This window comes from Acinetobacter sp. AS23, assembly GCF_023612055.1.
Classification (GTDB): domain Bacteria; phylum Pseudomonadota; class Gammaproteobacteria; order Pseudomonadales; family Moraxellaceae; genus Acinetobacter; species Acinetobacter oleivorans.
The window spans coordinates 1,734,852-1,758,323 of record NZ_CP082274.1 but is presented as its reverse complement, the minus strand read 5'-3'; the positions used below and the strand labels follow the sequence as shown (position 1 = coordinate 1,758,323).

Annotated in this window: 21 protein-coding genes; 10 read left to right on the top strand and 11 right to left on the bottom strand. The window is 41.3% G+C overall.

Going from position 1 to position 23,472, the window contains the following annotated elements:
• The first annotated feature begins 41 nt into the window (after positions 1-41).
• Positions 42-1,199, top strand: a complete 1,158-nt coding sequence (gene hpxO / locus K6I41_RS08230; protein ID WP_250375593.1) for an FAD-dependent urate hydroxylase HpxO — start codon at positions 42-44, stop codon at positions 1,197-1,199.
• Between the two features lie 99 nt (positions 1,200-1,298).
• On the opposite strand, the gene K6I41_RS08225 is transcribed toward hpxO, so the two are convergent.
• The 7 genes from K6I41_RS08225 to abaQ all read right to left on the bottom strand — a co-directional run bounded on the left by K6I41_RS08225 (position 1,299) and on the right by abaQ (position 9,189).
• Positions 1,299-2,594: a hypothetical protein gene (locus K6I41_RS08225; RefSeq protein WP_250375592.1), complete on the bottom strand. Its 1,296-nt coding sequence runs from the start codon at positions 2,592-2,594 to the stop codon at positions 1,299-1,301.
• Positions 2,595-2,770: 176 nt separating this feature from the next.
• On the bottom strand, positions 2,771-4,144 hold the full coding sequence (locus K6I41_RS08220; RefSeq protein WP_250375591.1) for a nucleobase:cation symporter-2 family protein: 1,374 nt from the start codon (positions 4,142-4,144) through the stop codon (positions 2,771-2,773).
• Positions 4,145-4,194: 50 nt separating this feature from the next.
• The gene (uraH, locus tag K6I41_RS08215) at positions 4,195-4,530 is read right to left on the bottom strand and encodes a hydroxyisourate hydrolase (RefSeq protein WP_250375590.1); all 336 of its coding nucleotides are present in this window, start codon (positions 4,528-4,530) and stop codon (positions 4,195-4,197) included.
• Complete coding sequence (uraD, locus tag K6I41_RS08210) at positions 4,530-5,030, bottom strand: 2-oxo-4-hydroxy-4-carboxy-5-ureidoimidazoline decarboxylase (RefSeq protein WP_250375589.1); 501 nt, start codon at positions 5,028-5,030, stop codon at positions 4,530-4,532. The genes uraH and uraD overlap by 1 nt, the downstream gene beginning before the upstream one ends.
• A 260-nt stretch (positions 5,031-5,290) precedes the next feature.
• Entirely contained in the window at positions 5,291-6,865 is a 1,575-nt protein-coding gene (locus K6I41_RS08205; RefSeq protein WP_250375588.1) for an aldehyde dehydrogenase (NADP(+)), read from the bottom strand.
• A 10-nt stretch (positions 6,866-6,875) separates the two neighbouring features.
• Positions 6,876-7,874 (bottom strand): AraD1 family protein, encoded by a 999-nt coding sequence (araD1, locus tag K6I41_RS08200; RefSeq protein ID WP_250375587.1) that lies wholly within the window; start codon positions 7,872-7,874, stop codon positions 6,876-6,878.
• 10 nt (positions 7,875-7,884) lie between these two features.
• The gene (abaQ, locus tag K6I41_RS08195) at positions 7,885-9,189 is read right to left on the bottom strand and encodes a multidrug efflux MFS transporter AbaQ (protein ID WP_250375586.1); all 1,305 of its coding nucleotides are present in this window, start codon (positions 9,187-9,189) and stop codon (positions 7,885-7,887) included.
• Positions 9,190-9,358: 169 nt separating this feature from the next.
• Here abaQ and K6I41_RS08190 point away from each other — a divergent pair, with 169 nt between their 5' ends.
• Both K6I41_RS08190 and K6I41_RS08185 read left to right on the top strand, forming a co-directional pair.
• The gene (locus K6I41_RS08190; protein ID WP_250375585.1) at positions 9,359-11,092 is read left to right on the top strand and encodes an IlvD/Edd family dehydratase; all 1,734 of its coding nucleotides are present in this window, start codon (positions 9,359-9,361) and stop codon (positions 11,090-11,092) included.
• Positions 11,093-11,175: 83 nt separating this feature from the next.
• Positions 11,176-11,892, top strand: a complete 717-nt coding sequence (locus tag K6I41_RS08185; RefSeq protein ID WP_009388335.1) for a FadR/GntR family transcriptional regulator — start codon at positions 11,176-11,178, stop codon at positions 11,890-11,892.
• Between the two features lie 68 nt (positions 11,893-11,960).
• On the opposite strand, the gene K6I41_RS08180 is transcribed toward K6I41_RS08185, so the two are convergent.
• Both K6I41_RS08180 and K6I41_RS08175 read right to left on the bottom strand, forming a co-directional pair.
• Positions 11,961-12,755, bottom strand: a complete 795-nt coding sequence (locus K6I41_RS08180; protein WP_250375584.1) for a TorF family putative porin — start codon at positions 12,753-12,755, stop codon at positions 11,961-11,963.
• An 81-nt stretch (positions 12,756-12,836) separates the two neighbouring features.
• Positions 12,837-13,751 carry a LysR family transcriptional regulator gene (locus K6I41_RS08175; protein WP_250375583.1) on the bottom strand — a complete coding sequence of 305 codons (915 nt, stop codon included), beginning with the start codon at positions 13,749-13,751 and terminating at the stop codon, positions 12,837-12,839.
• A gap of 100 nt (positions 13,752-13,851) precedes the next feature.
• Between K6I41_RS08175 and K6I41_RS08170 the strand changes: the two genes are divergently transcribed.
• The 7 genes from K6I41_RS08170 (at position 13,852) to pcaD (ending at position 20,255) form a co-directional block, all read left to right on the top strand.
• Complete coding sequence (locus K6I41_RS08170) at positions 13,852-14,958, top strand: muconate/chloromuconate family cycloisomerase (RefSeq protein ID WP_005305941.1); 1,107 nt, start codon at positions 13,852-13,854, stop codon at positions 14,956-14,958.
• Between the two features lie 23 nt (positions 14,959-14,981).
• On the top strand, positions 14,982-15,272 hold the full coding sequence (gene catC / locus K6I41_RS08165; protein ID WP_005069136.1) for a muconolactone Delta-isomerase: 291 nt from the start codon (positions 14,982-14,984) through the stop codon (positions 15,270-15,272).
• Between the two features lie 161 nt (positions 15,273-15,433).
• Entirely contained in the window at positions 15,434-16,354 is a 921-nt protein-coding gene (catA, locus tag K6I41_RS08160; RefSeq protein ID WP_016137995.1) for a catechol 1,2-dioxygenase, read from the top strand.
• A 135-nt stretch (positions 16,355-16,489) separates the two neighbouring features.
• Complete coding sequence (locus K6I41_RS08155) at positions 16,490-17,161, top strand: 3-oxoacid CoA-transferase subunit A (RefSeq protein WP_013197703.1); 672 nt, start codon at positions 16,490-16,492, stop codon at positions 17,159-17,161.
• Between the two features lie 18 nt (positions 17,162-17,179).
• Entirely contained in the window at positions 17,180-17,833 is a 654-nt protein-coding gene (locus K6I41_RS08150) for a 3-oxoacid CoA-transferase subunit B (protein WP_004792017.1), read from the top strand.
• A 417-nt stretch (positions 17,834-18,250) separates the two neighbouring features.
• The gene (gene pcaF / locus K6I41_RS08145; protein ID WP_250375582.1) at positions 18,251-19,465 is read left to right on the top strand and encodes a 3-oxoadipyl-CoA thiolase; all 1,215 of its coding nucleotides are present in this window, start codon (positions 18,251-18,253) and stop codon (positions 19,463-19,465) included.
• Positions 19,466-19,475: 10 nt separating this feature from the next.
• The gene (gene pcaD / locus K6I41_RS08140) at positions 19,476-20,255 is read left to right on the top strand and encodes a 3-oxoadipate enol-lactonase (RefSeq protein ID WP_250375581.1); all 780 of its coding nucleotides are present in this window, start codon (positions 19,476-19,478) and stop codon (positions 20,253-20,255) included.
• Positions 20,256-20,311: 56 nt separating this feature from the next.
• Here the strand turns inward: pcaD and K6I41_RS08135 are convergent, their stop codons facing one another.
• On the bottom strand, positions 20,312-21,799 hold the full coding sequence (locus K6I41_RS08135) for an NAD-dependent phenylacetaldehyde dehydrogenase (protein ID WP_250375580.1): 1,488 nt from the start codon (positions 21,797-21,799) through the stop codon (positions 20,312-20,314).
• A gap of 44 nt (positions 21,800-21,843) precedes the next feature.
• Complete coding sequence (locus K6I41_RS08130; protein ID WP_250375579.1) at positions 21,844-23,451, bottom strand: GMC family oxidoreductase; 1,608 nt, start codon at positions 23,449-23,451, stop codon at positions 21,844-21,846.
• Positions 23,452-23,472: the final 21 nt, after the last annotated feature.

The following is a 23,472-nucleotide window of genomic DNA, read 5'->3' as shown; positions in this document are numbered from 1 at the left end:
GAACCGTTTAGAAACTTACTTAAATACTTAGGATCTGAACAATGAATATCGCGATTGTAGGTGCAGGTATGGGCGGTTTAACTGCTGGTATCGCTTTAAAAAAATTTGGTCATCAGGTCACAATCTATGAGCAAGCAGCCGAAATATTACCTGTTGGAGCTGCCATCTCACTTTGGTCAAATGGTGTTAAGTGTCTCAACTATCTTGGTTTAACGGATCAAATCCAGAAACTAGGTGGACAAATGGAGTCTTTAGCATATCTTGATGGCCTTAACCAACAAACCATGACTCAATTTAGTTTGTTACCTTTATATAAAGAAGTAGGCCAACGTGCCTATCCTGTCGCTCGAGCTGATCTACAACAATTATTAATGCAGCAATTTGGTCTGGAAGACATCAAACTCGGTATGAAAATGACTGCAATTGAAGCTCATCAAAATGATGTCACCATACATTTTCAGGATGGTTCGCAAATTACAGCTGATCTATTGATTGGTGCAGATGGTACACATTCACTTACGCGGCAGTTTGTATTGGGCCATCAAGTTGAACGTCGCTATGCTGGCTATGTAAATTGGAATGGCTTGGTTGATATTGATGAGCAGATTGCACCAGCCATGCAATGGACCACATATATTGGTGAAGGTAAACGTGTATCACTCATGCCCGTTGCACAAAATCGTTTCTATTTCTTTTTTGATGTACCGCTTGAGGCTGGACTGTCAAATCAGCGTGAACATTATAAGCAAGACCTTAAAATGCATTTTAGTGGTTGGTGTGAACCAGTACAAAAACTCATTGAGCGTTTAGATGAGAAAAAAACCAATCGTGTCGAGATTCATGATATCGAGCCTTTTATGAATTTCTATAAAGGACGTGTTGTGCTCTTAGGTGATGCTGCCCATAGTACTACTCCGGATATTGGACAAGGTGGCTGCCAAGCCATGGAAGATGCGATTTATCTTTCTCGTGCCTTACAAATCAATACTTTTGGTTTGGAAGATGCTTTGAACCGCTATCAAAACAAACGCAATGATCGTACTAAGGAAATGGTGTTAAGAGCCCGAAAACGTTGCGATGTGACACACATGAAAGACCCGAAAATCACCCAAGAGTGGTATGAATCTTTATATCAGGAACAAGGTACTCACATCATGCAAGGGATCATCAGTAATATTATCGGCAATCCTCTCGACTAGATATTTAAATACTTTCCCCCTCTATAGGGGGCTTTTTTTTAACCCATAAAAAAAGTGCATATTTATATTTAAATATGCACTCGATGCTATAAAACACAGTTAAAACTTATAAGACAGAGCAAAACGGTTTTGCAAGAAATTTTTGTCATAGCGTGGTGATGTTTGGATACCTGCAAAATTGCTGACACTAAAACCTTTTAAAGCTCCCGTAAAATTATAAATACCAAACAACATGTATTCAGATTGATTTCGACTCGCGACATTTTCCGACTCTTTTAAGTCCATAAATGAATAACGCGCGCCAGCTATCAACTGATCTGTCAATTTACCTTCTAAAGACAACATCAATGCATTACCTGCACCTAAATCTTGAGTACTGGTGAAAAATGGCTGCGCAAAAAGTTCACCTGAAGAGGTTTTAGCTGCATAGGGTGTTAATAATGCCCCATTCAAATAACTGCCCTGATCTGGTTTTATATAGTTATACGCGACTTTTAGACTGGCGGCAGGCATAACCTTAAACGCAGCCTGTACACCGAAAATTTGGCTATTAACCTCTCCAGCAAGTGCTTTGCCCTGATCTTTACCTGAAATATACTGGATTGAAAATTCAGGACTATAATTAAGCTTTGGAATTACTAAATCAGCTTGGGTATAGAGTAGACGAGTATAGTCATCATAATTTTGATACCAAAATTGCGTTTTTAAACTTTTATCATTGGCTAAATTAAAGCGCTTGCCTGCACCAACCGACCAAACCCCATTGGTTTCCACATTTGAATTTTGACGAGAAGTTTTATTGAATTCATCTTCGCCATAACTTTTATATTTATTTACTTTAGTGAGTCGTAAAAAATCATAATTATTCCCGATCTGTACATCAGCGGCCTGATATAAAAACATCAATACACGACGGTCAGCATAATCGCCCATAAAAGGTAAATTTAGCCGCTGGTTACCAATCGTCACTCTAGCCAAATCGTTTTTCCAGCTTACATAAGCTTCTGCTAGACCATCCCTATCTTCTTTTAATTCTGGCACTTCATCATTTTCATTTTTATCATCCAGTCGGCGTTGTATGTCGTATCCCACAGCTGCCTGTATGCCATAAAAAGGAGCTGTTTCATATTTAATATACCCACCAATGACGGTCGTATCCTGATTTAAATTATTCACAAAATAGCCATTATTAAGTGAGTAATATGCAGATTTAACTACCCCATGAATACTGCCGCACGCAAATGCTGCCCCTATACGGTCCATTGCATCATTACTCGTCTGACAATCCTGCTTTAGATTAAATAGGCCATTCAGACTGGTATCAGCAGCCCATACCGGCACAGTAGTAGCCATGCTCAGCATAAGTAATGCTGATTTTAATTTAAAATTTCTCATAAAATTCCCCTGTAAGATTTGGTTTAAAAGTCGCTTATGGTCTTTCAAAAGACCTGTTTTTGACCTTTTTAAAGTCAAAATCCCCCTAACCTATTCATCATTGAATAAGCGACCTTTAAATTTTTGCGAATGAAAATGTGGTTAAATTAGAATGTCTAATTCCTAACCGGTGTCGATCAATGCCCTGAATTTATGGGCGTAGTTGCAACATCAACGGACTTTTTGCTAAACGGTAAGTGGTTAAAAATAATATTGAGCAAAATGGCAGTGATACAGGCAGAACTAATACCTGAATGTAATAGGGTTTTTACCCATGTCGGAAATTGCGCATAAAACTCTTGGTTTACAATTGGAATCATGCCGATTGTGAGTGAAGTAGCCACAATAATCAGATTTTTATGATCGTTATAATCTACTTTGGCTAGAGTTCGTATTCCACTGGCAGCAACAGTACCGAATAATACAATGCCTGCTCCACCTAAAACTGGCATCGGAATTGATGCAACAAAGCGGCCAATAACAGGTAATAAGCCCAAGATAATTAAAATTCCACCAGCCGTTGCCACTACAAAACGGCTTTTAATGCCTGTAATTGCAACCAGACCTACATTTTGAGCAAAGGCGGTTTGCATGAATGAACCAAAGATTGGGGAAATTGCACTCGATAGCATATCTGCACGTAGACCATCACCAATTCGTTTTGAATCAACTTTAGTTCCAACGATTTCACCAATCGCAATAATATCGGCCGTGGTTTCAGTCATGATTACCAAAGTAACAATGACCATGGAAAGAATGGCAGAAAATTCAAATACAGGAGAACCAAAATGGAAGAAACTTGGAAAAGCAAAAATAGGACCTGTACTTACTCTTGAGAAGTCAGTAAAGCCTGCAATATAGGCAATTACTGTACCCAAAACGATTGCTGCAAGAATCGCAAGACGGCGCAAAATCTGATTTTGCAATATACTAAAAATAATCACAATCGCTAGCGTAATTACCGCCAAACCTGTATTAGTCGGATCTCCCCAATTTTCAGCTTTCGGGTTTCCCCCCATAATCCAGCGGATCGCAACAGGTGTGAGCGAAATACCAATCATGGTAATGACGCACCCTGTGACCACATGTGGAAAGAAGCGGATAATTTTTGCAAAGAATGGCGTAATCAACAAACCAATTAGAGATGCGACAATCACAGCACCAAATGCAGATGGCAAACCACCACCGGTACTCACAATTGCCAAAATAGTGGCAACCCCTGCGAAAGACACCCCTTGCACAATCGGTAGTTTTGCACCGAAATATTTAAAACCAATGGTTTGTATAACTGTGGCGAGGCCTCCCACAAATAAGGCGGCAGCCACCAATAAGCCAATCTCTGAAGCATCTAGACCAGCAGCTGCACCAATAATCAATGGCGGTGCAATAATTCCACCGTACATGGTCAACACATGCTGCAAACCATATAAGATGTTTTTATTCATCCCTAAATATTGATGTTCTGCTGAGATATGTGGATCTCGTTCTGGATTTATATTGTCTTGATGCATGGGTTAGTTCCTCAAATTAAATTCATGATGTCCATATTGCTTGGGTTGATTTAGCTGCCACGATATGTTGAATATGAAAAAGGACTGATCAATAGAGGCACGTGATAGTGCTGGTGAATATCATTGACTTTAAAATCAATACAGACTCTCGGGTAAAAGCTATTGGTATTTAGGGCCTTAAAATAATCCGCCACTTCAAAAACCAATTGATAATGACCACGAATAAATGAGTTGACATTGAATGCTGGAATACGACCATCTGCATCAGTGAACTGTTCATCGATTAAAATATATCCATGGCTCGTTTCCTCAAATAACTTCACCAATACTTGAGTTGCTGGCTGGCCGAGTGATGCATTTAAAATATGTGTGCTGATACCCGCCATTATTGAATCTCCTGATTTAAGCGAAGAAGTGCAATTTTACTTAGTTGCTGCCTCACTTCGGTTTGCTCTTGCTCCACTGTGTTTACTAAACGACGTTGTAACTCAGACAAAATCTGTTGCCCGGAACGTCCTGAGGCACGAATCAGAAAAATATGTCCAAATTTGTACTCGTAATCTAAATTGCCCTGATATAGAGCTAGTTGTAATACAGCATCTGTTTCTATCTGTGCTTGTTCACGTTGGGAGAATTGCTGTTCTTTTCCGGACAAAACTGCCGCTGCTTTTTTCTCGCCAATACGTGGATGCTTAGCCAACGCTTCAGAAATTTCCGACCATTGCCAAGTAGCAGCTTGCTCATCTGCTGCCTGATAAAGCTGTTCTTTAGAGGAATAAGGACGTTTCTGGATCAATTCAGAAACCCAAGTCGGGATATGCACACAGGCTTGTAAGATCAGCCGAGCCTGGCTAGAAGCTAATTGATTAAAAGTTTCGAGTTGCATATCCGCTCCAATTTAATACATTGTCTGACTGGTCTGACCAGATGTATTGAATTAAGCAACAAATATGCCAGTTTAAATGAGATAGGCTTTCTAATAGTTCCACCTTCAATCGGTTTAAAACTACTTCAGGCTTATTTAAATGCAAATAAAAGAAATAAAATTCTTTCAAAATAACTTTATGTAGACTTTTGAACAGTATCCTTAGGGATAGAAAACAAGAATAAAAAAGAGACCAGTTTGTGGTCTCTTTTTTTAATTGATTAGATAGCTTCTCTGGTTATCTCACCATTCACCAATCTTAAAATCTGCAATGGATTGCTGTCTTTTAAAGCTTCTGGCAATAAACTCTGCGGATAGTTTTGGTAACACACAGGTCTTAAGTAACGGTCAATTGCCAAGGTTCCAACAGAAGTTCCTCGGGCATCTGAAGTTGCTGGGTATGGCCCGCCGTGTACCATCGCATCACACACCTCAACACCCGTTGGATAACCATTTATGAGTAATCGTCCAGCTTTTTCCTCTAACACTGGAACTACATCTGCAAACTCGGTTAAGTCAGTTTCATCTGCAATTAAAGTCGCAGTCAGCTGACCATTCATGCTTTGTAACGCTTGCAAAAGTTGGGCTTTATCTGCCACTTCAATGACCACTGTTGCTGGTCCAAAGATTTCTTCTTGCAGAAGCTGGTCGCCTGCTAGTAACAACTCAACATCAGCTTTAAATAGTTGTGGCTGCGCCTGATTACCTTGCTGGGTTTGACCTGCCAAATGCTTGATGCCTTGATGCTCGGTTAAGTGCTCAAGACCAGCGGTATAACTTTTTAAGGTTCCGGCATTGAGCATAGTTTGCGCAGGCTTAGCCCCCATAATGTCGGTTAGGTTGCTAATGAGCCGGCTAAATTCAGCTGATTTAATACCCAAGATTAAACCCGGATTGGTACAGAACTGGCCACAGCCTAAAACCACCGAATCAGCCAAGTCTTGTGCAATTTTTTCACCGCGGTTTTTTAAGGCTTCAGGCAACATCAACATCGGGTTAATACTGCTCATTTCAGCAAACACCGGAATCGGTTGTGGACGGGCTGCGGCCATGTCACATAAAGCACGACCACCTCGCAATGAACCCGTAAAACCTACAGCCTGAATTAAAGGATGCTTAACCAGTGGTTCACCTACACCATTACCGTAGATCATGTTAAATACACCTTTAGGCATATTTGATTTTTCTACGGCACGTTCAATAGCCTGTGCTACAAAGTCTGCTGTGGCCATATGTCCGCTATGCGCTTTGACTACCACCGAACAACCAGCCGCTAGTGCCGAAGCTGTGTCACCACCAGCAGTTGAGAATGCTAAAGGAAAGTTACTTGCCCCAAAGACCGCCACAGGACCAACACCGATTTTAATCTGGCGCAAGTCTGGTCGAGGTAAAGGCTGACGCTCAGGTAAAGCGGTATCAATACGGGCACCTAAAAAACCACCACGGCGTAACACTTTGGCAAACAGGCGCATTTGTCCACTGGTACGGCCACGTTCACCTTGCAAGCGTGCAAGTGGCAAAGCTGTTTCTTGTGAGACGATTTCCAAGAAATCTATACCTAATGCATCGAGTTCATCAGCAATGTTTTCTAAAAAGGTTGCACGCTGTTCAGGTGAAGTATGACGGTAAGTCTTAAATGCTTTACTCGCTGCTTCACAGGCCTGATTGACCTCTTGCTCGGTTGCATGATGGAACTCAAAAGGCAGAGATTCGCCCGTAGTTGCATTCACACTTTTTAATAAGTTTGCACTTTGCGCGCTGCGTGAACCGCTAATAAAGTTGTGTCCGATAACCATTTTATATTCCTTAGAGTGTGATAACTGAACCGATCGGTAGCTCTGGTTGGGTATGGGCAAGTTTGTTTTTGAGTGGAAGTCCGAACTCTTTCATCTCTATTTCAAACTCGTCGTTAACCTGCGCTTGAATACCGTCGGCAAAAGACAAAGTGGCTGTACCGAAATAGTGAATATGAACATCCCCTGCTTTTAAAAATTGTTGATACTTAAAGTGGTGATATTCCAGATTTGCCAAGCTATGACACATATTGTCCTCACCCGACAAAAACTCTTTTTCCCAAATAATTTGTCCATCACGGCGTAAACGACTTGTTCCGACTAAATGTTTTGGTAACTCGCCCGTTCGTAAAGCTGGACCAAAACTACAAAAACGTAATTTTGAATGGGCCAGATATAAATAATTACGGCGTTCCATCACGTGATCAGAATATTCATTGCCCAACGCAAACCCAATGCGATAAGGCTTTAAGTCTTCTCCAATGACATATAGACCAGCGATTTCAGGTTCTTCCCCGCCATCTTCGGCAAATGGTGGTAAAGGTAATTCAGCCCCGGGTCTTACCACAATTGATCCATCGCCTTTATAAAACCATTCCGGCTGTGCCCCCACCTGACCTTGTGCTGGACGCCCCTTTTGTAATCCCCATTGAAATATTCGCATGGTATCCGTCACCGAGCTGTCATCGCTTAAATTTTGCTGATGCATTTTGTCGCGTGCAGATGCAGAACCTAAATGGGTTAAACCTGTACCAGAAACTAAACAATGCGTTGGGTCTGGATGGTCTAAAGGCGGCAGTACCTTTAAGTTTGCTAATAAAGATGAATAATCATAAGTTTCGGACTCAAACCCTAACGCCTCAACTTGTTGTTCCAATGAAACTTTATTGCGGATTGCTAAAAGTGCTAAATCACGAACCGATTGAATATCTTTAACCGGATATGCCATGTTGCCTTCTACTTTGGCGACGGCACGTTGATTTGCACGATTTTCAAATTGAATAATTTGCATGTTTTATTCCTTACAAAGGCTTTTGAATATTCACTGTTTGTGTTTTTTGACGTTCTAGCTTGGTATAGACGATGTAAGTCAAAATCAGACCAAAAAGCATGACGATAGATAAGAAATACAAACCAGCAGCCATATTTCCCGTGTATTCTTTTAAAAGTCCGATACCAAATGGCCCGACATAGCCACCTAAATTTCCAACAGAGTTAATTAAGGCGATACCAGCCGCTGCACTTGCACCCGTTAAGAAACGACCCGGTAATGTCCAAAACACGGCAGTCGATGAAAATAGACAGAACGCAACTACAGCCAAAGCTGCCAACTGCATGACTGGAGAATTTAGCCAAGCACTTAAAAACATTGCACAAGCACCTAGTGCATACAGAAAACTTAAGTGTCCGTAACGATCGTTCAGGCGGTCAGTACTACGCGGAATAATGAGGAGTCCAATAATTCCAAAAACGTAGGGAATGCTAGATAAGAAGCCAATTTGAAGATCAGTACCACCTCCAAATTGCTTAATAATAGAAGGCAACCAGAGATTTAAACCATAAATACTTAAAGTTACTGGTAAATAGTAGAGTGCTAATAAAAGTACGCGTTTGTCTTTTAAGGCATGCAATGGATTGGCATGTCGGGTTTGGTCATATTCGGCTTCATCTTTAACAAGTTCATTTTTAAGCCATTGTTTTTGTTCAATGCTTAACCATTTTACTTTGTCAATGTTATCGGGCAGCCACAGGAATGTCGGTAGAGCTAATAAAACTGCAGGTAAGCCGACTGCAATGAATAACCATTGCCAACCATGTAAGTTTGCGATGCCATCCATTCCAAGTAATAGACCAGCTAAAGGCCCCGCAATCATCATGGCAATCGGTTGTGAAAGTACAAACATTCCCATAATTTTTCCGCGATGCCGCACCGGATACCACTGCGTAATTAGGTATAAAACACCAGGGAAAAAACCCGCCTCTGCTACACCGAGTAAAAACCTTAAGAGATAAAAACTTTTAGGGCCTTGAATAAGCGCCATGACCATGGTGATGAGGCCCCATGTTAATAAAATGCGGGTAAACCATTTACGAGCACCAAATTTGTCTAAAAGCAAATTACTTGGAACTTCAAAAAGAAAATATCCAATAAAAAATAAGCCAGCTCCTAGACCATAGGCTGCATCACCAATTCCTACATCGGCACCCATATGCAAATGGGCAAATCCGACAGCGGCACGGTCGATGTATGCCACCAGATATAGTATGACTAATGCAGGTATCAGCTTAAACGTGACCGTCCGTATTACATCCTTTTCGAAATCCATGTTCGACTCCATTTCCTATTATTTACTTATAGAGCATCTTGCTCGTAAATTATCCTTTTAATTTAAAATATAGTAATACTATTTAAATTTCAAACCTTTTAAAAATAAAATTTATGGTGTATTTTTAATTTAATTAATTCTAATAGTAATACTATATAGGGAAATTTGTATGAATAACAAACAAGTTCTTCGTTCGGCTGCCTGGTTTGGTACAACGGATAAAAATGGCTTTATGTATCGCAGCTGGATGAAGAACCAAGGAATTCCAGATCATGAGTTTCAAGGCAAACCGATTATTGGAATTTGTAATACGTGGTCTGAACTCACCCCATGTAATGCTCATTTTCGAAAAATTGCAGAACATGTAAAAAAAGGGATTTTAGAAGCGGGCGGCTACCCTGTTGAGTTTCCAGTGTTTTCAAATGGTGAGTCGAATTTACGCCCTACCGCCATGTTTACCCGCAACTTAGCCAGTATGGATGTTGAGGAAGCTATTCGTGGTAATCCTATTGACGGTGTGGTGTTACTAACAGGCTGTGACAAAACTACACCTGCATTATTAATGGGTGCCGCAAGCTGTGATATTCCAGCCATTGTAGTAACAGGTGGCCCCATGCTTAACGGTAAGCACAAAGGTAAAGACATTGGTGCGGGCACCATCGTTTGGCAAATGCATGAAGAGTTAAAAGCAGGAAAAATTGATTTAAATGAATTTCTATCTGCCGAATCTGGTATGTCACGCTCAGCTGGTACATGTAATACCATGGGCACGGCTTCTACAATGGCGTGTATGGCTGAAGCCCTAGGCACTTCTTTACCACACAATGCAGCCATTCCAGCGGTAGATTCGCGCCGTTATGTGTTGGCTCATCTTTCTGGCATGCGTATTGTTGACATGGTTCATGAAGATTTACGCCTTTCTAAAATCTTAACCAAAGAAGCTTTCGAAAATGCCATTAAAGTCAATGCAGCTATTGGTGGTTCAACCAATGCAGTCATTCATTTAAAAGCAATTGCCGGACGTATTGGGGTTGATTTACAACTTGATGATTGGAACCGTGTCGGCCGTGGCATGCCAACCATTGTTGACTTACAGCCTTCAGGTCGTTTTTTAATGGAAGAGTTCTATTATAGCGGCGGCTTGCCAGCCGTGATTCGACGCATGGGTGAAGCCAATCTCTTACCACATCCACAGGCTTTAACCGTAAACGGTCAAACCATTTGGGAAAACTGCCAACAGTCACCTATTTATAACGATGAAGTGATTCGGGAAATAGATAATCCAATTCGACAAGATGGCGGTATGTGTATTTTGCGCGGTAATTTAGCGCCTAAAGGTGCGGTGCTTAAACCATCTGCCGCCACACCGGAATTAATGAAACACCGTGGTCGAGCAGTCGTATTTGAAAACTTCGATGATTATAAAGCCCGCATTAATGACCCAGATCTAGATGTCGATGAAACTTGTATCCTTGTGATGAAAAATGCCGGCCCTAAAGGCTACCCGGGCATGGCAGAAGTCGGAAATATGGGGCTACCACCAAAGATTTTAGCTAAAGGTATTACCGACATGGTTCGTATTTCCGACGCACGGATGAGTGGAACAGCGTATGGCACGGTGGTTTTACATGTTGCCCCTGAAGCTATGGCGGGTGGGCCTTTGGCTGTAGTTCAAAATGGTGACTTTATTGAACTTGATGCCTATGCTGGAAAACTTCACCTAGAAGTGAGTGATGAAGAACTTAAGCAACGTCTTGAAAATTTAGCACCACCAGCTCCACCAAGTTTTATTGGCGGTTACCGCAAACTCTATGTAGAACATGTTTTACAAGCCGATGAAGGCTGTGATTTTGATTTCTTGGTCGGTTGCCGTGGCTCAGAAGTTCCACGTCATTCTCATTAATATTTATTCTTGAAAAAGATGATCTTGTTAAAACACAAGGTCATCTATACCATAGGATATTCAACATGTCGTAATAGTGAAATATGAGTAAAGCTGACTATAAAAATCCTATTCCAAGCAAAAGCCAACATGCATTAATTGTTCAACAATTGGGATTAAAAATTGTTTCTGGAGAAATTTCAGAAAATGAAAAACTCCCAAGTGAAGTTGATTTATGTGAGGAATATAAAGTCAGCCGCCCTGTCTTTCGCGAAGCAATCCGTGTTTTAAACGCTAAAGGCTTAACTTACTCAAGACCCAAAATCGGAACGGTGGTTAGGCCGAAAGACGAATGGCATTTGCTCGATCCGGATGTATTGTTTTGGCTAATTCAAACCACGCCTGAACATGAGTTTTTTAAAACCCTTTCTACCGTACGACGCGTGTTGGAACCAGAGTTAGCCTATATTGCCGCAAGTACGGCCAACGAAGAAGATATTGAACGTATTAAACATGCCTATGATGGGATGGAAAAAGCGACAACAGTTGAAGAATTTATCGAGCCAGATATTCAATTTCATTTGGCAATTGCCAAAGCAACCCATAATGACTTATTGGCTTATATGTCAAAAATGTTAGTTTTACCTTTGCAGCAATCGATTCAAGTCACCAGTCTACGCCCAAATTTACAAGGCCATTCGTTACCTAGACACAAAGCAATTTTGACAGCAATTGAAAATAAAGATCCGCTCTCGGCTCGCCATGCTTCACTTGTTCAGCTTGACGACACAAAAATGGCTTACGATTTAATAAAAAAATGATTTTTATATATTCATTATTTAAAGCCTGATCACTCCAAATAAAGTCATCAGGCTTTTTTATTTATAAATTAGAATACCTTTTTAACTGAGACTGTAAAAGTCGAATCAATTGGATTTGAAACAGGCGCACCAGATTCTCCATTACTATACTTTTTATAGTAGTCATTTTTATCCCATGCTTTGGTATAGGCCAATCCTGTAGTCCAGCCATCGCCTAAATCTTTTATTAGCTCGGCTTTAACATCCTGAAAGTTTGACTCTGAAAAGTTTTTGATTCTTTCATAGCCATAGTGAGCGCCAAAAGTCCAAGTATCACTGACAGGCTGGGTAAAGTTAAGATCTAAATAACTTGAACCTCTCGACCTTTTACCAGCAGGTCCACCCATGGTTTTAGAGTTATATCCAGCATAATCTGGTGTGTAAGTCACAAAGTATTTGAGGCTTAAAGGACCATAGCCAATTTGAGGCACAATTTCACCATAGTTATAACTGCTACTCCCCGTTTCTGGTGTACTTTTCGCGCCTGGGTAGTAGTAGTAAAAAACTGACATCCCAATTGAAAATTTATCGATTGTTTTTAAATAACCTGTATAAAAATCCCATTCAACTGAAGCATCTCGCAAATAATTAGAGCTCACACTTGATGCCCAAGTCCCGACAAAAAAACCATTCGGGTTGGCATAATCTAGTCCACCTTGCAAAGTAGGTTTACCCCAAGTTTGTTGAAACCCACGTGAAATATATTGGCTAGCAAAAGTAACATTCGCGCTATATGGAGAAGTTTTTTCTTGTTCATTTAATTGTTCAGCATGTACAACACAGGTAGACATAATGAGAGAAGCTGCGCCTAAAATTTTTCTCATCTATTAATCCCTTTTAAATATTACCTATAATTTTAAAGTTTTAAAATAACATGATAATTCAATTTAAAACGTATTAAAAAGTTATAAATTTAGATTTCTCGATACTTCTTCTTGGCTATAGATCTCTTCAATACAATCTAAAATTTTAGGAATATAAGAACTTTGGTCCATGTTTCGCATAGAGAGAGAAATGGGACTATAAGCTTCAAAATCTAAGATATTTAAATAAGTTAGATTCTTCATTCCAATATCACAAGCACTTTCTGGAATAATACAAATACCCTCGCCCGATGCCACCAAACCAAGCGCCATGTGAATTTCTCGTACTTCTGTCAGCTTGGCTGGGATTAAACCTAATTTGGTAAATAAAGCTTGAATAGTGGTCGAAAAATTAGGCTTAGGTGTCGTTGGGTAAGAAAAAATCGTCTCATTGATAATTTGAGATAGGTAAATTCCTGAATCTTGAAATTCACTTAATGGATGCTTTTTATGAATCGCGAGTTTTAATTTTTCTTTGCGAAGTAAAAGCCTTTTTATCGCTGGATCACTAATGGGTAAGCGACCAAAACCTAAATCGATTTTACCTAACTTTAAAGCCTCAACCTGATCTCTTGTGCCACATTCAATAAGCTCGACATGAATGTCAGGATTCTTTTGTCTAAATAGATAAATGACCTGTGGTAAACGCCCATACAGAAGTGAACTGACATAGCCAACTTTCACAATGTTCTCTACCAACTTCATTTTTTTAGCCATCGAAGCAGCTTGAGCGGTATGCGTTAAAATTTGAACGGCATGTTGGTAAAAAAACAGCCCTGCTTCTGTCACTTTTAATGGACGCGATCCTTTCACAAACAAATCAATGCCTAATTCTTCTTCTAGTTTTTTGATTTGACGCGTGAGTGGTGGCTGGGCAATAAAAAGCTTCTCAGCCGCTTTAGTCAGACTTTGTTCTTCCACAACGGTAACAAAATAACGTAGATGTCTTAATTCCATTAATATACCTTTTTAGTATCTTAAAATACCGTTCTATATCTATTTTAGGCTATTACATTCTTCTATGGTATGTAAACAAGTTCGTAATAGTTGAAACTTCATGTATAGAACCATAGAAACCATACTTGTGGATATTCCAACTATCCGTCCTCACCAGTTGTCTGTGACTACAATGCGTACTCAGACTTTGGTGCTCGTTAAAATTACGACCACGGATGGTATTGTAGGTTGGGGTGAAGCGACCACCATTGGTGGACTGAACTATGGTGAAGAAAGTCCTGAAAGTGTCAAAGCCAATATTGATACTTACTTTGCACCATTACTCGCATCAGTTAAAGATTTAAATGTTGCTCAAACACTAAAACTGATTCGTAAGAATATTAATGGTAACCGTTTCGCGAAATGTGCCATTCAGACCGCTCTACTTGATATTCAGGCAAAACGTTTAGGCGTGCCATTAAGTGAAGTTTTAGGTGGCCGTCTGCGTAATAGTTTACCTGTACTTTGGACGCTCGCGTCTGGCGACACAGAAAAAGATATTGCCGAAGCTCGAAAAATGATTGAGTTGAAACGTCATAACACGTTCAAACTCAAAATCGGTGCACGCCATTTGCAACACGATGTTGATCATGTGATTGCAATTAAAAAAGCACTAGGTGCAGATATTAGTGTACGTGTTGACGTAAATCGTGCATGGTCAGAGCTGGAATGTATTCAAGGTATTCAACAGCTACAAGATGGCGGGATTGATTTAATTGAACAGCCTTGTGCTATTCAAAATACTGAAGCACTTGCGCGTTTAACACGTCGTTTTGATGTCGCAATCATGGCGGACGAAGCTTTAACTGGTCCTGACAGCGCATACCGTATTGCAAAAAGTCATGGTGCAGATGTATTTGCGGTGAAGATTGAACAATCAGGCGGTCTGATCGAGGCATGCGAAGTTGCCAAGATTGCAGGTTTGGCTGGAATCGATCTTTATGGCGGCACTATGCTTGAAGGCCCTGTAGGTAGCATTGCTTCTGCTCATGCATTTGCAACCTTTGAAACATTAGCGTTTGGTACTGAATTATTTGGTCCGTTATTGCTTACCGAAGAAATTTTGAAAGAACCGCTACGTTACGAAAACTTTGAATTGCACTTGCCAACGGCTCCAGGCTTAGGCATTGAAATTGATGAAGAGAAAGTCGAGAAGTTACGTCGTTAAGGCAACAGGATAAGGAGTTTCCCATGTTATTTCATGTACGTATGGATGTGCATATCCCACTTGATATGCCAGCCGACAAAGCAAATGAAATTAAGGCCGTTGAAAAAGCCTATTCGCAAGACTTACAACGTCAAGGTAAATGGCGTCATATCTGGCGCATTACAGGCCAGTATTCAAACATCAGTATTTTTGATGTTGAGAGCAATGAAGAGTTGCACAACATTTTACAAGGATTACCTCTCTATCCTTACATGAACATCGAAGTGATGGCAATGAATCGCCACCCTTCTTCCGTTCGTGATGATGATTCGTAATCTAAGAAAATAGTTTGAATGTGTGGTCGGAAGCACATTCAAAAAGTGAATATATTTATTCAGAAGGTAACAAGGAACGTGGCGGCACTTATTCGCTAGCAAAACAACATGCCCGCAGCGCTGCCACCCAAAACCGTATTGCATACTTAAGGAGTTTTAGTATGAACCGTCAACAAATTGATGCGCTTGTAAAACAAATGAATGTCGACACTGCAAAAGGCGAAGTAGATGCACGTGTTCAACAAATTGTAGTGCGCCTTCTCGGGGATTTATTTCAAGCCATCGAAGACTTAGACATCCAACCTTCAGAAGTATGGAAAGGTTTGGAATATTTCACAGACGCAGGTCAAGCAAACGAACTTGGTCTTTTAGCAGCTGGCTTAGGTTTAGAGCACTATCTTGACTTACGTGCAGATGAAGCCGATGCAAAAGCTGGCGTTAGTGGTGGCACACCTCGTACCATTGAAGGCCCACTTTATGTAGCTGGCGCGCCTGAAACTGTTGGTTTTGCACGTATGGATGATGGTACAGAGTCTGGCAAAATTGATACCTTAATTATTGAAGGTACGGTAACCGATACTGATGGCAATATCATTGAAAATGCTAAAGTTGAAGTATGGCATGCCAACAGTTTAGGTAACTATTCATTCTTTGATAAGTCTCAATCTGACTTTAACTTACGCCGTAGTATTTTGACTGATGCAGATGGTAAATATGTTGCATTAACCACTATGCCTGTAGGTTATGGTTGCCCGCCAGAAGGTACAACTCAGGCCCTTCTTAACAAATTAGGCCGTCATGGTAACCGTCCATCTCACGTTCACTACTTCGTTTCTGCACCAGGTTTCCGCAAGCTTACAACTCAATTCAACATTGAGGGTGATGAGTACTTATGGGACGACTTTGCTTTCGCAACTCGTGATGGCTTAGTGGCAACAGCAGTTGATGTAACTGACCCAGCTGAAATCCAACGCCGTGGTTTAGATCACGCTTTCAAACACATCACATTTAACATCGAACTTGTTAAAGATGCCGCTGCAGCTCCTTCAACTGAAGTTGAACGTCGTCGCGCTAGCGCTTAATTGAAAGTGTATGTGAGTTAAAAGTTCGCTTTTGACTCACAAAATTTATTCCATTTATTACTACCATTAAGAATTTAAATAAATTTTTAGCGGTAGTAATAACATCACCTTACCTCATGCTCTAAGGTTTCTCACATGATTGACAAAAGTAAGTCCTCTCTTAGCGAGGTACTATCGCAGATTAAAGATGGTGCAACCATTCTGATTGGTGGTTTTGGTACCGCAGGACAACCCGCTGAACTCATTGACGGACTAATTGAACTCGGTGTTAAAGACCTTACTATTGTGAGTAATAATGCCGGTAATGGTGATTATGGTCTGGCTAAACTGCTTAAAGCTGGTTCAGTTAAAAAAGTAATCTGCTCTTTCCCACGCCAATCAGACTCTTATGTGTTTGATGAATTGTACCGTGCCGGAAAGGTCGAGCTTGAAGTGGTTCCACAAGGTAATCTGGCTTGTCGTATTCAAGCTGCTGGTATGGGACTTGGTGCTGTATTTACCCCAACAGGCTTTGGAACACTTTTAGCTGAAGGCAAAGAAACCCGCCAGATCGATGGTAAAGATTACGTACTTGAATATCCGATTAAAGCTGACTTTGCCTTGATTAAAGCTTACAAGGGCGATCGCTGGGGCAATCTCGTTTACCGTAAATCTGCCCGTAACTTTGGCCCGATTATGGCCATGGCGGCGGATGTCACGATTGTTCAGGTTTCTGAAGTGGTTGAGCTAGGTGGTCTAGATCCAGAGCACATCATCACCCCAGGTATTTTTGTACAGCACGTTGTACAAGTACAGCCCGCACAGTAAGCAATAAGGAGAAATAACATGAGCTACCAGAAACTCAGCCGTGACCAGATTGCAAAACGTGTGGCACAAGATATTCCAGATGGCGCCTATGTAAACTTAGGCATTGGTTTACCAACCAAGATTGCAAGCTACTTACCTAACGATAAAGATATTTTTCTTCATTCTGAAAATGGCCTGTTAGCTTTTGGCCCACCGCCAGCAGCCGGTGAAGAAGACCCTGAACTGATTAATGCAGGTAAAGAGTTTGTGACCATGCTTGAAGGTGGCAGCTTTTTCCACCATGGCGATTCATTTGCGATGATGCGTGGTGGTCACCTTGATATTGCTGTGCTTGGAGCCTTTCAGGTTGCTGCGAATGGTGACTTGGCGAACTGGCACACGGGTGCACCGGATGCGATTCCTGCGGTGGGTGGTGCGATGGATTTAGCTGTAGGTGCTAAAAAAGTATTTATCACTACAGACCATGTGACTAAGCAAGGTGAACCGAAGATTGTGGCTGAGCTGAGCTATCCAGTTACGGGTAAACACTGTGTTGATCGTATTTACACTGACCTGTGTGTGATTGACGTGACTAAAGATGGTTTAAAGGTGATTGAGAAAGTGGAAGGTCTTAGCTTTGATGAGTTACAGGCTTTGACTGGTGCAACTTTGATTGATGCGACTCAAGGGTAAGGTTTGCATAGCAAAAATCTATTACAGCATTCACTATCGTGACAGGCGACATGGATGTCGCCCGTTGGACAGGGTGGCAAGGAAGCCTCCTCTGTTCAGCAAAGGTTTTTGTTACTTTTGACCTTTCAAAAGTAAGGTATCGCTTATACAACAGACCTACGGATATCACAGTAGATTACAGCCGTGATGTTATCCGTTGATATGAAAATTTATAAATCATCACAACGGGGTCTTATCTGTTTAAGCCAGATGCCACCAGCTAATTTGTGTCACTTTTTTAAAAAAGTAACCAAAAACCTTTGTTACTCAGACACAACCTCCCTGTTGTGCTGAGCAACACAGCGACATCCCTGTCGCCACCACGAAATACTTACGGAGAATGGCTAAAAAGGCCTGAAGTAAAGGACAAAAGTTAGAATGAAAAACGCTTATATCATCGATGCCATCCGTACTCCATTTGGCCGTTATGCCGGTGGCCTTGCACCTGTCCGTGCCGATGACCTTGGCGCTGTGCCGATTAAAGCTTTAATCCAACGTAACCCGAATGTAGATTGGGAACAGGTCGATGATGTGATCTATGGCTGTGCCAACCAAGCCGGTGAAGATAACCGTAATGTCGGCCGTATGTCAGCATTGCTTGCAGGTTTACCGTATCAAGTACCAGCAACCACCATTAACCGTTTGTGCGGTTCTTCACTCGATGCGATTGCCATTGCTGCCCGTGCTATCAAAGCAGGTGAAGCGAACTTGGTGATTGCAGGTGGTGTAGAAAGCATGAGCCGTGCACCTTATGTAATGGGTAAGTCAGACAGTGCTTTTGGCCGTAGCCAGAAGATTGAAGACACCACCATGGGCTGGCGTTTCATTAATCCTAAACTTAAAGAATTGTATGGTGTAGACACCATGCCCCAGACTGCCGAAAACGTAGCTGAACAGTTTAACGTGAATCGTGCAGATCAGGACCAGTTTGCCTTGGTGAGCCAACAACGCACCGCAAGCGCGCAAGCCAAAGGCTTTTTTTCTAAAGAAATCGTGGCAGTTGAAATCCCTCAGCGTAAGGGTGATGCTGTTGTGATTGATACTGATGAGCATCCGCGTGCATCAACTACACTTGAAGCTTTGAGCAAACTTAAGCCTGTTGTCAAAGCGGATGGCTCAGTCACTGCGGGGAATGCTTCAGGTATTAACGATGGCGCTGCGGCTCTACTGATTGCTTCTGATGAGGCAGTTCAAGCTTATAACCTAAAACCACGTGCCAAGATCATTGCTTCAACAGCGGTGGGTGTAGAACCACGGATTATGGGTTTTGCTCCGGCGCCAGCCATTAAAAAACTACTTAAACAAGCCAGCCTGACTTTAGATCAGATGGATGTGATTGAGCTGAATGAAGCTTTTGCTGCCCAAGCTTTAGCCGTCACCCGTGATTTAGGCTTGCCAGATGATTCTGACAAGGTAAATCCAAATGGTGGTGCCATTGCTTTAGGCCATCCACTTGGTGCATCAGGTGCACGCTTAGTGACTACAGCCCTAAACCAGCTTGAGCAAACAGGTGGTCATTACGCTTTGTGTTCAATGTGTATTGGTGTAGGCCAAGGCATCGCATTGATTATTGAACGTGTTGAAGCACTTTAAGGAGAAACAAATGCCATCTTTTCAATCTGCCGATGCACAAATTAACTATCAAACTTTTGGTGAACCGTCTTCCCCTGCTTTGGTGTTTTCCAATTCTTTGGGAACGAATTATGGCATGTGGCAAAAACAGTTTAATGAGTTAAAAGATCAATTTTTTGTGATCTGCTATGACTCTCGTGGTCACGGTTCATCATCTACGCCTGACGGCCCATACACTGTAGAGCAATTAGGTGAAGATGTTGTCCGTTTACTCGACCATTTGAATATTAGCAAAGCTGCTTTTTGTGGTATTTCAATGGGCGGTTTAACCGGTCAATGGCTTGCAATTCACTACCCTGACCGTTTTAGTCATGTGGTTGTGGCAAATACTGCCGCTAAAATTGGACAAGAACAGGCATGGCTTGACCGTGCAAAATTAGTACGTGAGCAAGGTTTACAACCGATCGCAGCTACAGCAGCTTCGCGATGGTTTACAGATCCCTTTATCCAAAGTCATGCTTCAATTGTCAACAACCTGTGTAACGACTTAAGTGCTGGCAGCGCAATGGGTTATGCCAATTGTTGTGAGGCTTTGGCTAAAGCGGATGTCCGTGAGCAGTTAAAAGACATTAAAATTTCTGTATTGGTAATTGCTGGAACTCAAGACCCAGTCACTACAGTTGCAGATGGTGAATTTATGCAGCAACGCATTCCACAATCAAAACTTGCAGAAATAGATGCCTCTCATATTTCCAATGTAGAACAACCAGAAGCTTTTAATAAAATCTTAAAAGATTTTTTATTAGGTTAATTTAATGATTCAAAAGAAATGGCCTATAAAGGCCATTTTTTATATCTCGTAGAAACTTAATACCGAATCATGACCGATTTTAATTCAGTGTAATCTTCAATAAATGCATCTGAAAACTCTCTGCCAATTCCTGAAGCTTTTACCCCGCCAAATGGAACAGATGGATCTAAGAACGTATGCATATTGACCCACAAGGTCCCTGCTTCAATTTTAGGAATTAAACGCAAAGCTTTAGATAAGTCATTTGTCCAGATACTAGCGGTTAAACCAAAGCGCGACTGATTCATCAGTTGAATGAGTTCTTCATCAGTTTCGAATGACATTACCCCAACTACCGGACCAAAGGTTTCCTCAGAAAATAAAGGATCATCCGTATTTTTAAAGGAAATTAAAGTCGGCTGTACAAAATATCCTGTCTGATCTAGAGCCTCACCCCCTGCAATAATCTGGTTGTTGGCTTTAGCCATATCTAAATAATGTTTTACTTTATGAAAATGTGGCTGATTCGAGAGTGGACCAAACATACTTCCTTCATCCATAGCCGATCCAATTTTGAACTGCGAGAGTGCTTTAGAGAGTTTCTCGACAAGTTCATCATATTTTGTACGGTGTACAAAAAAACGCTCTGGGGATGCACAAACTTGACCTTGATGCACAAAAGTTGCTTGCAACAAAGTTGGTAAAATCTCATCGATATTTGCATCAGCCAAAACGGCTATGGCATTTTTACCACCCAACTCTAGACTGACACGGGTTAAATCACTGCTCATCGCGAGTTTACCAATCGCAATACCTGTGGGCACTGAACCTGTAAACGAGACTTTCTTAACGAGTGGCGACTCAATTAAATATTGCCCTGTATCGCCCTTACCCGTAACCACATTAATTACACCAGCTGGGATACCTGCCTCAATGGCAAGTTCAGCTAAACGTAATAAAGATAAGCTGGCAAACTCACTTGGTTTAAGCACAATGGTACAGCCAGTTGTTAAAGCTGAACCGATTTTCCAAACACCAATCATGAGTGAAAAATTCCAAGGCACAATACCTGCAACCACACCCACTGGTTGTCTTAAAGTAAAGGCTGTATATTTTTCACCTTGCATAGAAGGAATAGAGGGCTGCATGGTTTGACCATTAATTTTGGTTGCCCAACCAGCAAAATATCTCAAGAAAATAACGGATTGTGCGACTTCAAGATGTCTTGAAATATTGATAAGTTTTCCAGTAGATAACGTCTCGAGCTGTGCAAGTTCTTCACCATATTGCTCAATTAAATCGGCTAGCTTGTTCAGTTTAACGCCACGTTCATACGGTGTTGTTTCAGCCCAAGCATTTTGAAAAGCATGTTCAGCACTTTTCACGGCACTTTCCACGTCCTGTTGACTGCCTATACTAATTTGAGCAACAACCTGTTCAGTCGATGGATTTACAATATCCACTTTATCTAAATGCTCGGCAGCAATTAATTTTCCATCAATAAAATGTCCATGTTGACGTGCCATAAATTGCTGTACGCTTTCTAAAATCTGAACTTCACTCATTTTCTTTCCCTCTTTTCATTTCTAAAATATTGATATGACAGCAATTAAGCGACTTGATTCAAAATAAAGTCGGCACCACGCTCACCAATCATGATGGCAATTGCATTGGTATTACCGCTTGGAACTTGTGGGCAAATAGAACAATCCACCACACGTAAATTTTTAAAACCATGTACTTTAAGGGTCTGATCTGTGACCGAATCTTGCGGGGTATTGCCCATTTTGCAGCTACCCGCAGGGTGATAGACCGTTTTAATGTTTTGGCGCATCCATTTATCAATCGCTTCAATATCATCAGGATCGATATTTGCAGGCTCAATCACTTCTTTGACAATCGCTTTCAATGCTGGTTGTTGTAATAAGCGAAGTCCGGCCTGTACGGCACGGATATTTGCGTCAATATCTTCTTGATGGCCTAAATAATTAGGATCAATAGCAGGCAAATCTTTTGGATCTTTACTGCTTAAACGTAAAGTCCCACGTGCTTTTGGCTGTACATGTCCGACTTTAATGGTAAGGCCATGTGCCTGAGCCGCTGCTTTTTCACCAGGAGTATTATCGAAATTATCCAGCACAGGTAAAAAATGAAATTGGATATCAGGTCGACCATTGTTATTGGTGTCAATAAAACCACCACCTTCTAGAATATTGGTGGTTAACAATCCTGAACGTGTAAAACACCACTGTAAAAAGTGTCGTACTGCGGCTAAACCTTGGTCTTCACCGAGCAGACTATTATTGGTTGTTACTGTCGCATTAACCGACATATGCAAATGGTCGTGAAAATTGTCACCTACAGGTAAGTCACGAATACATTCAATGCCGAGTTCATCTAAATGCTGTTTTGGACCAATTCCCGAAAGTAATAAAACCTTAGGACTGCCAATTGCACCAGCACTCAGAATGACTTCTTTTTGAGCCAGTACCGTAATTGGTGATTTTCCGCCAACACTATAAGTCACCCCAGTAACCTGATCACCTTGAGTTTCAATTTTATGTACCAAGGCGTCTGTAATGACCGTAAGGTCTGGGTGGTTTTCGACTGACTTTAAATAGGTTTTAGAAGTACTCGCCCGAGAACCGTTTTGAGTAGTAGTTTGATAAAACCCTACGCCTGCCTGATCCCAACCATTAATATCATTGACGTAATTCATGCCCATTTGTTGACCTGCTTTAATACAAGCAAGCGTTAAAGGATGGCGATAGCGGTTTTCACTGACAGGTAAAATGCCATTTTGTCCATGATATTCATCAGCAAGACTTTCATTTTTTTCTGCTTTCTTAAAAAACGGCAGTACATCCTGATAAGACCACTGATTGCATCCCCATTCCAACGCCCATAAATCATAATCCTGTCGTTGGCCTCGGCAATAGATCATGCCATTAACCGAGCTTCCACCTCCCAACACTTTTCCTTGTGCAAGGATCATTTCACGATGATTACAATATTTCTGCGGAACAGTCATGTATTGCCATGATTTTTGCTGGAATACTTTAACTACTGTTGCAGGTATAGTATGAAACATACTGCTATCTCGGCTTCCTGCCTCTAGAACAAGAACACGCCCTGCCTTGGCTTCTAATAGTCGTGCTGCGACCACACAGCCTGCTGAGCCAGCACCAATCACGATATAGTCATATTGTTGATTCATCTGATTTCATCCTAATTTTAT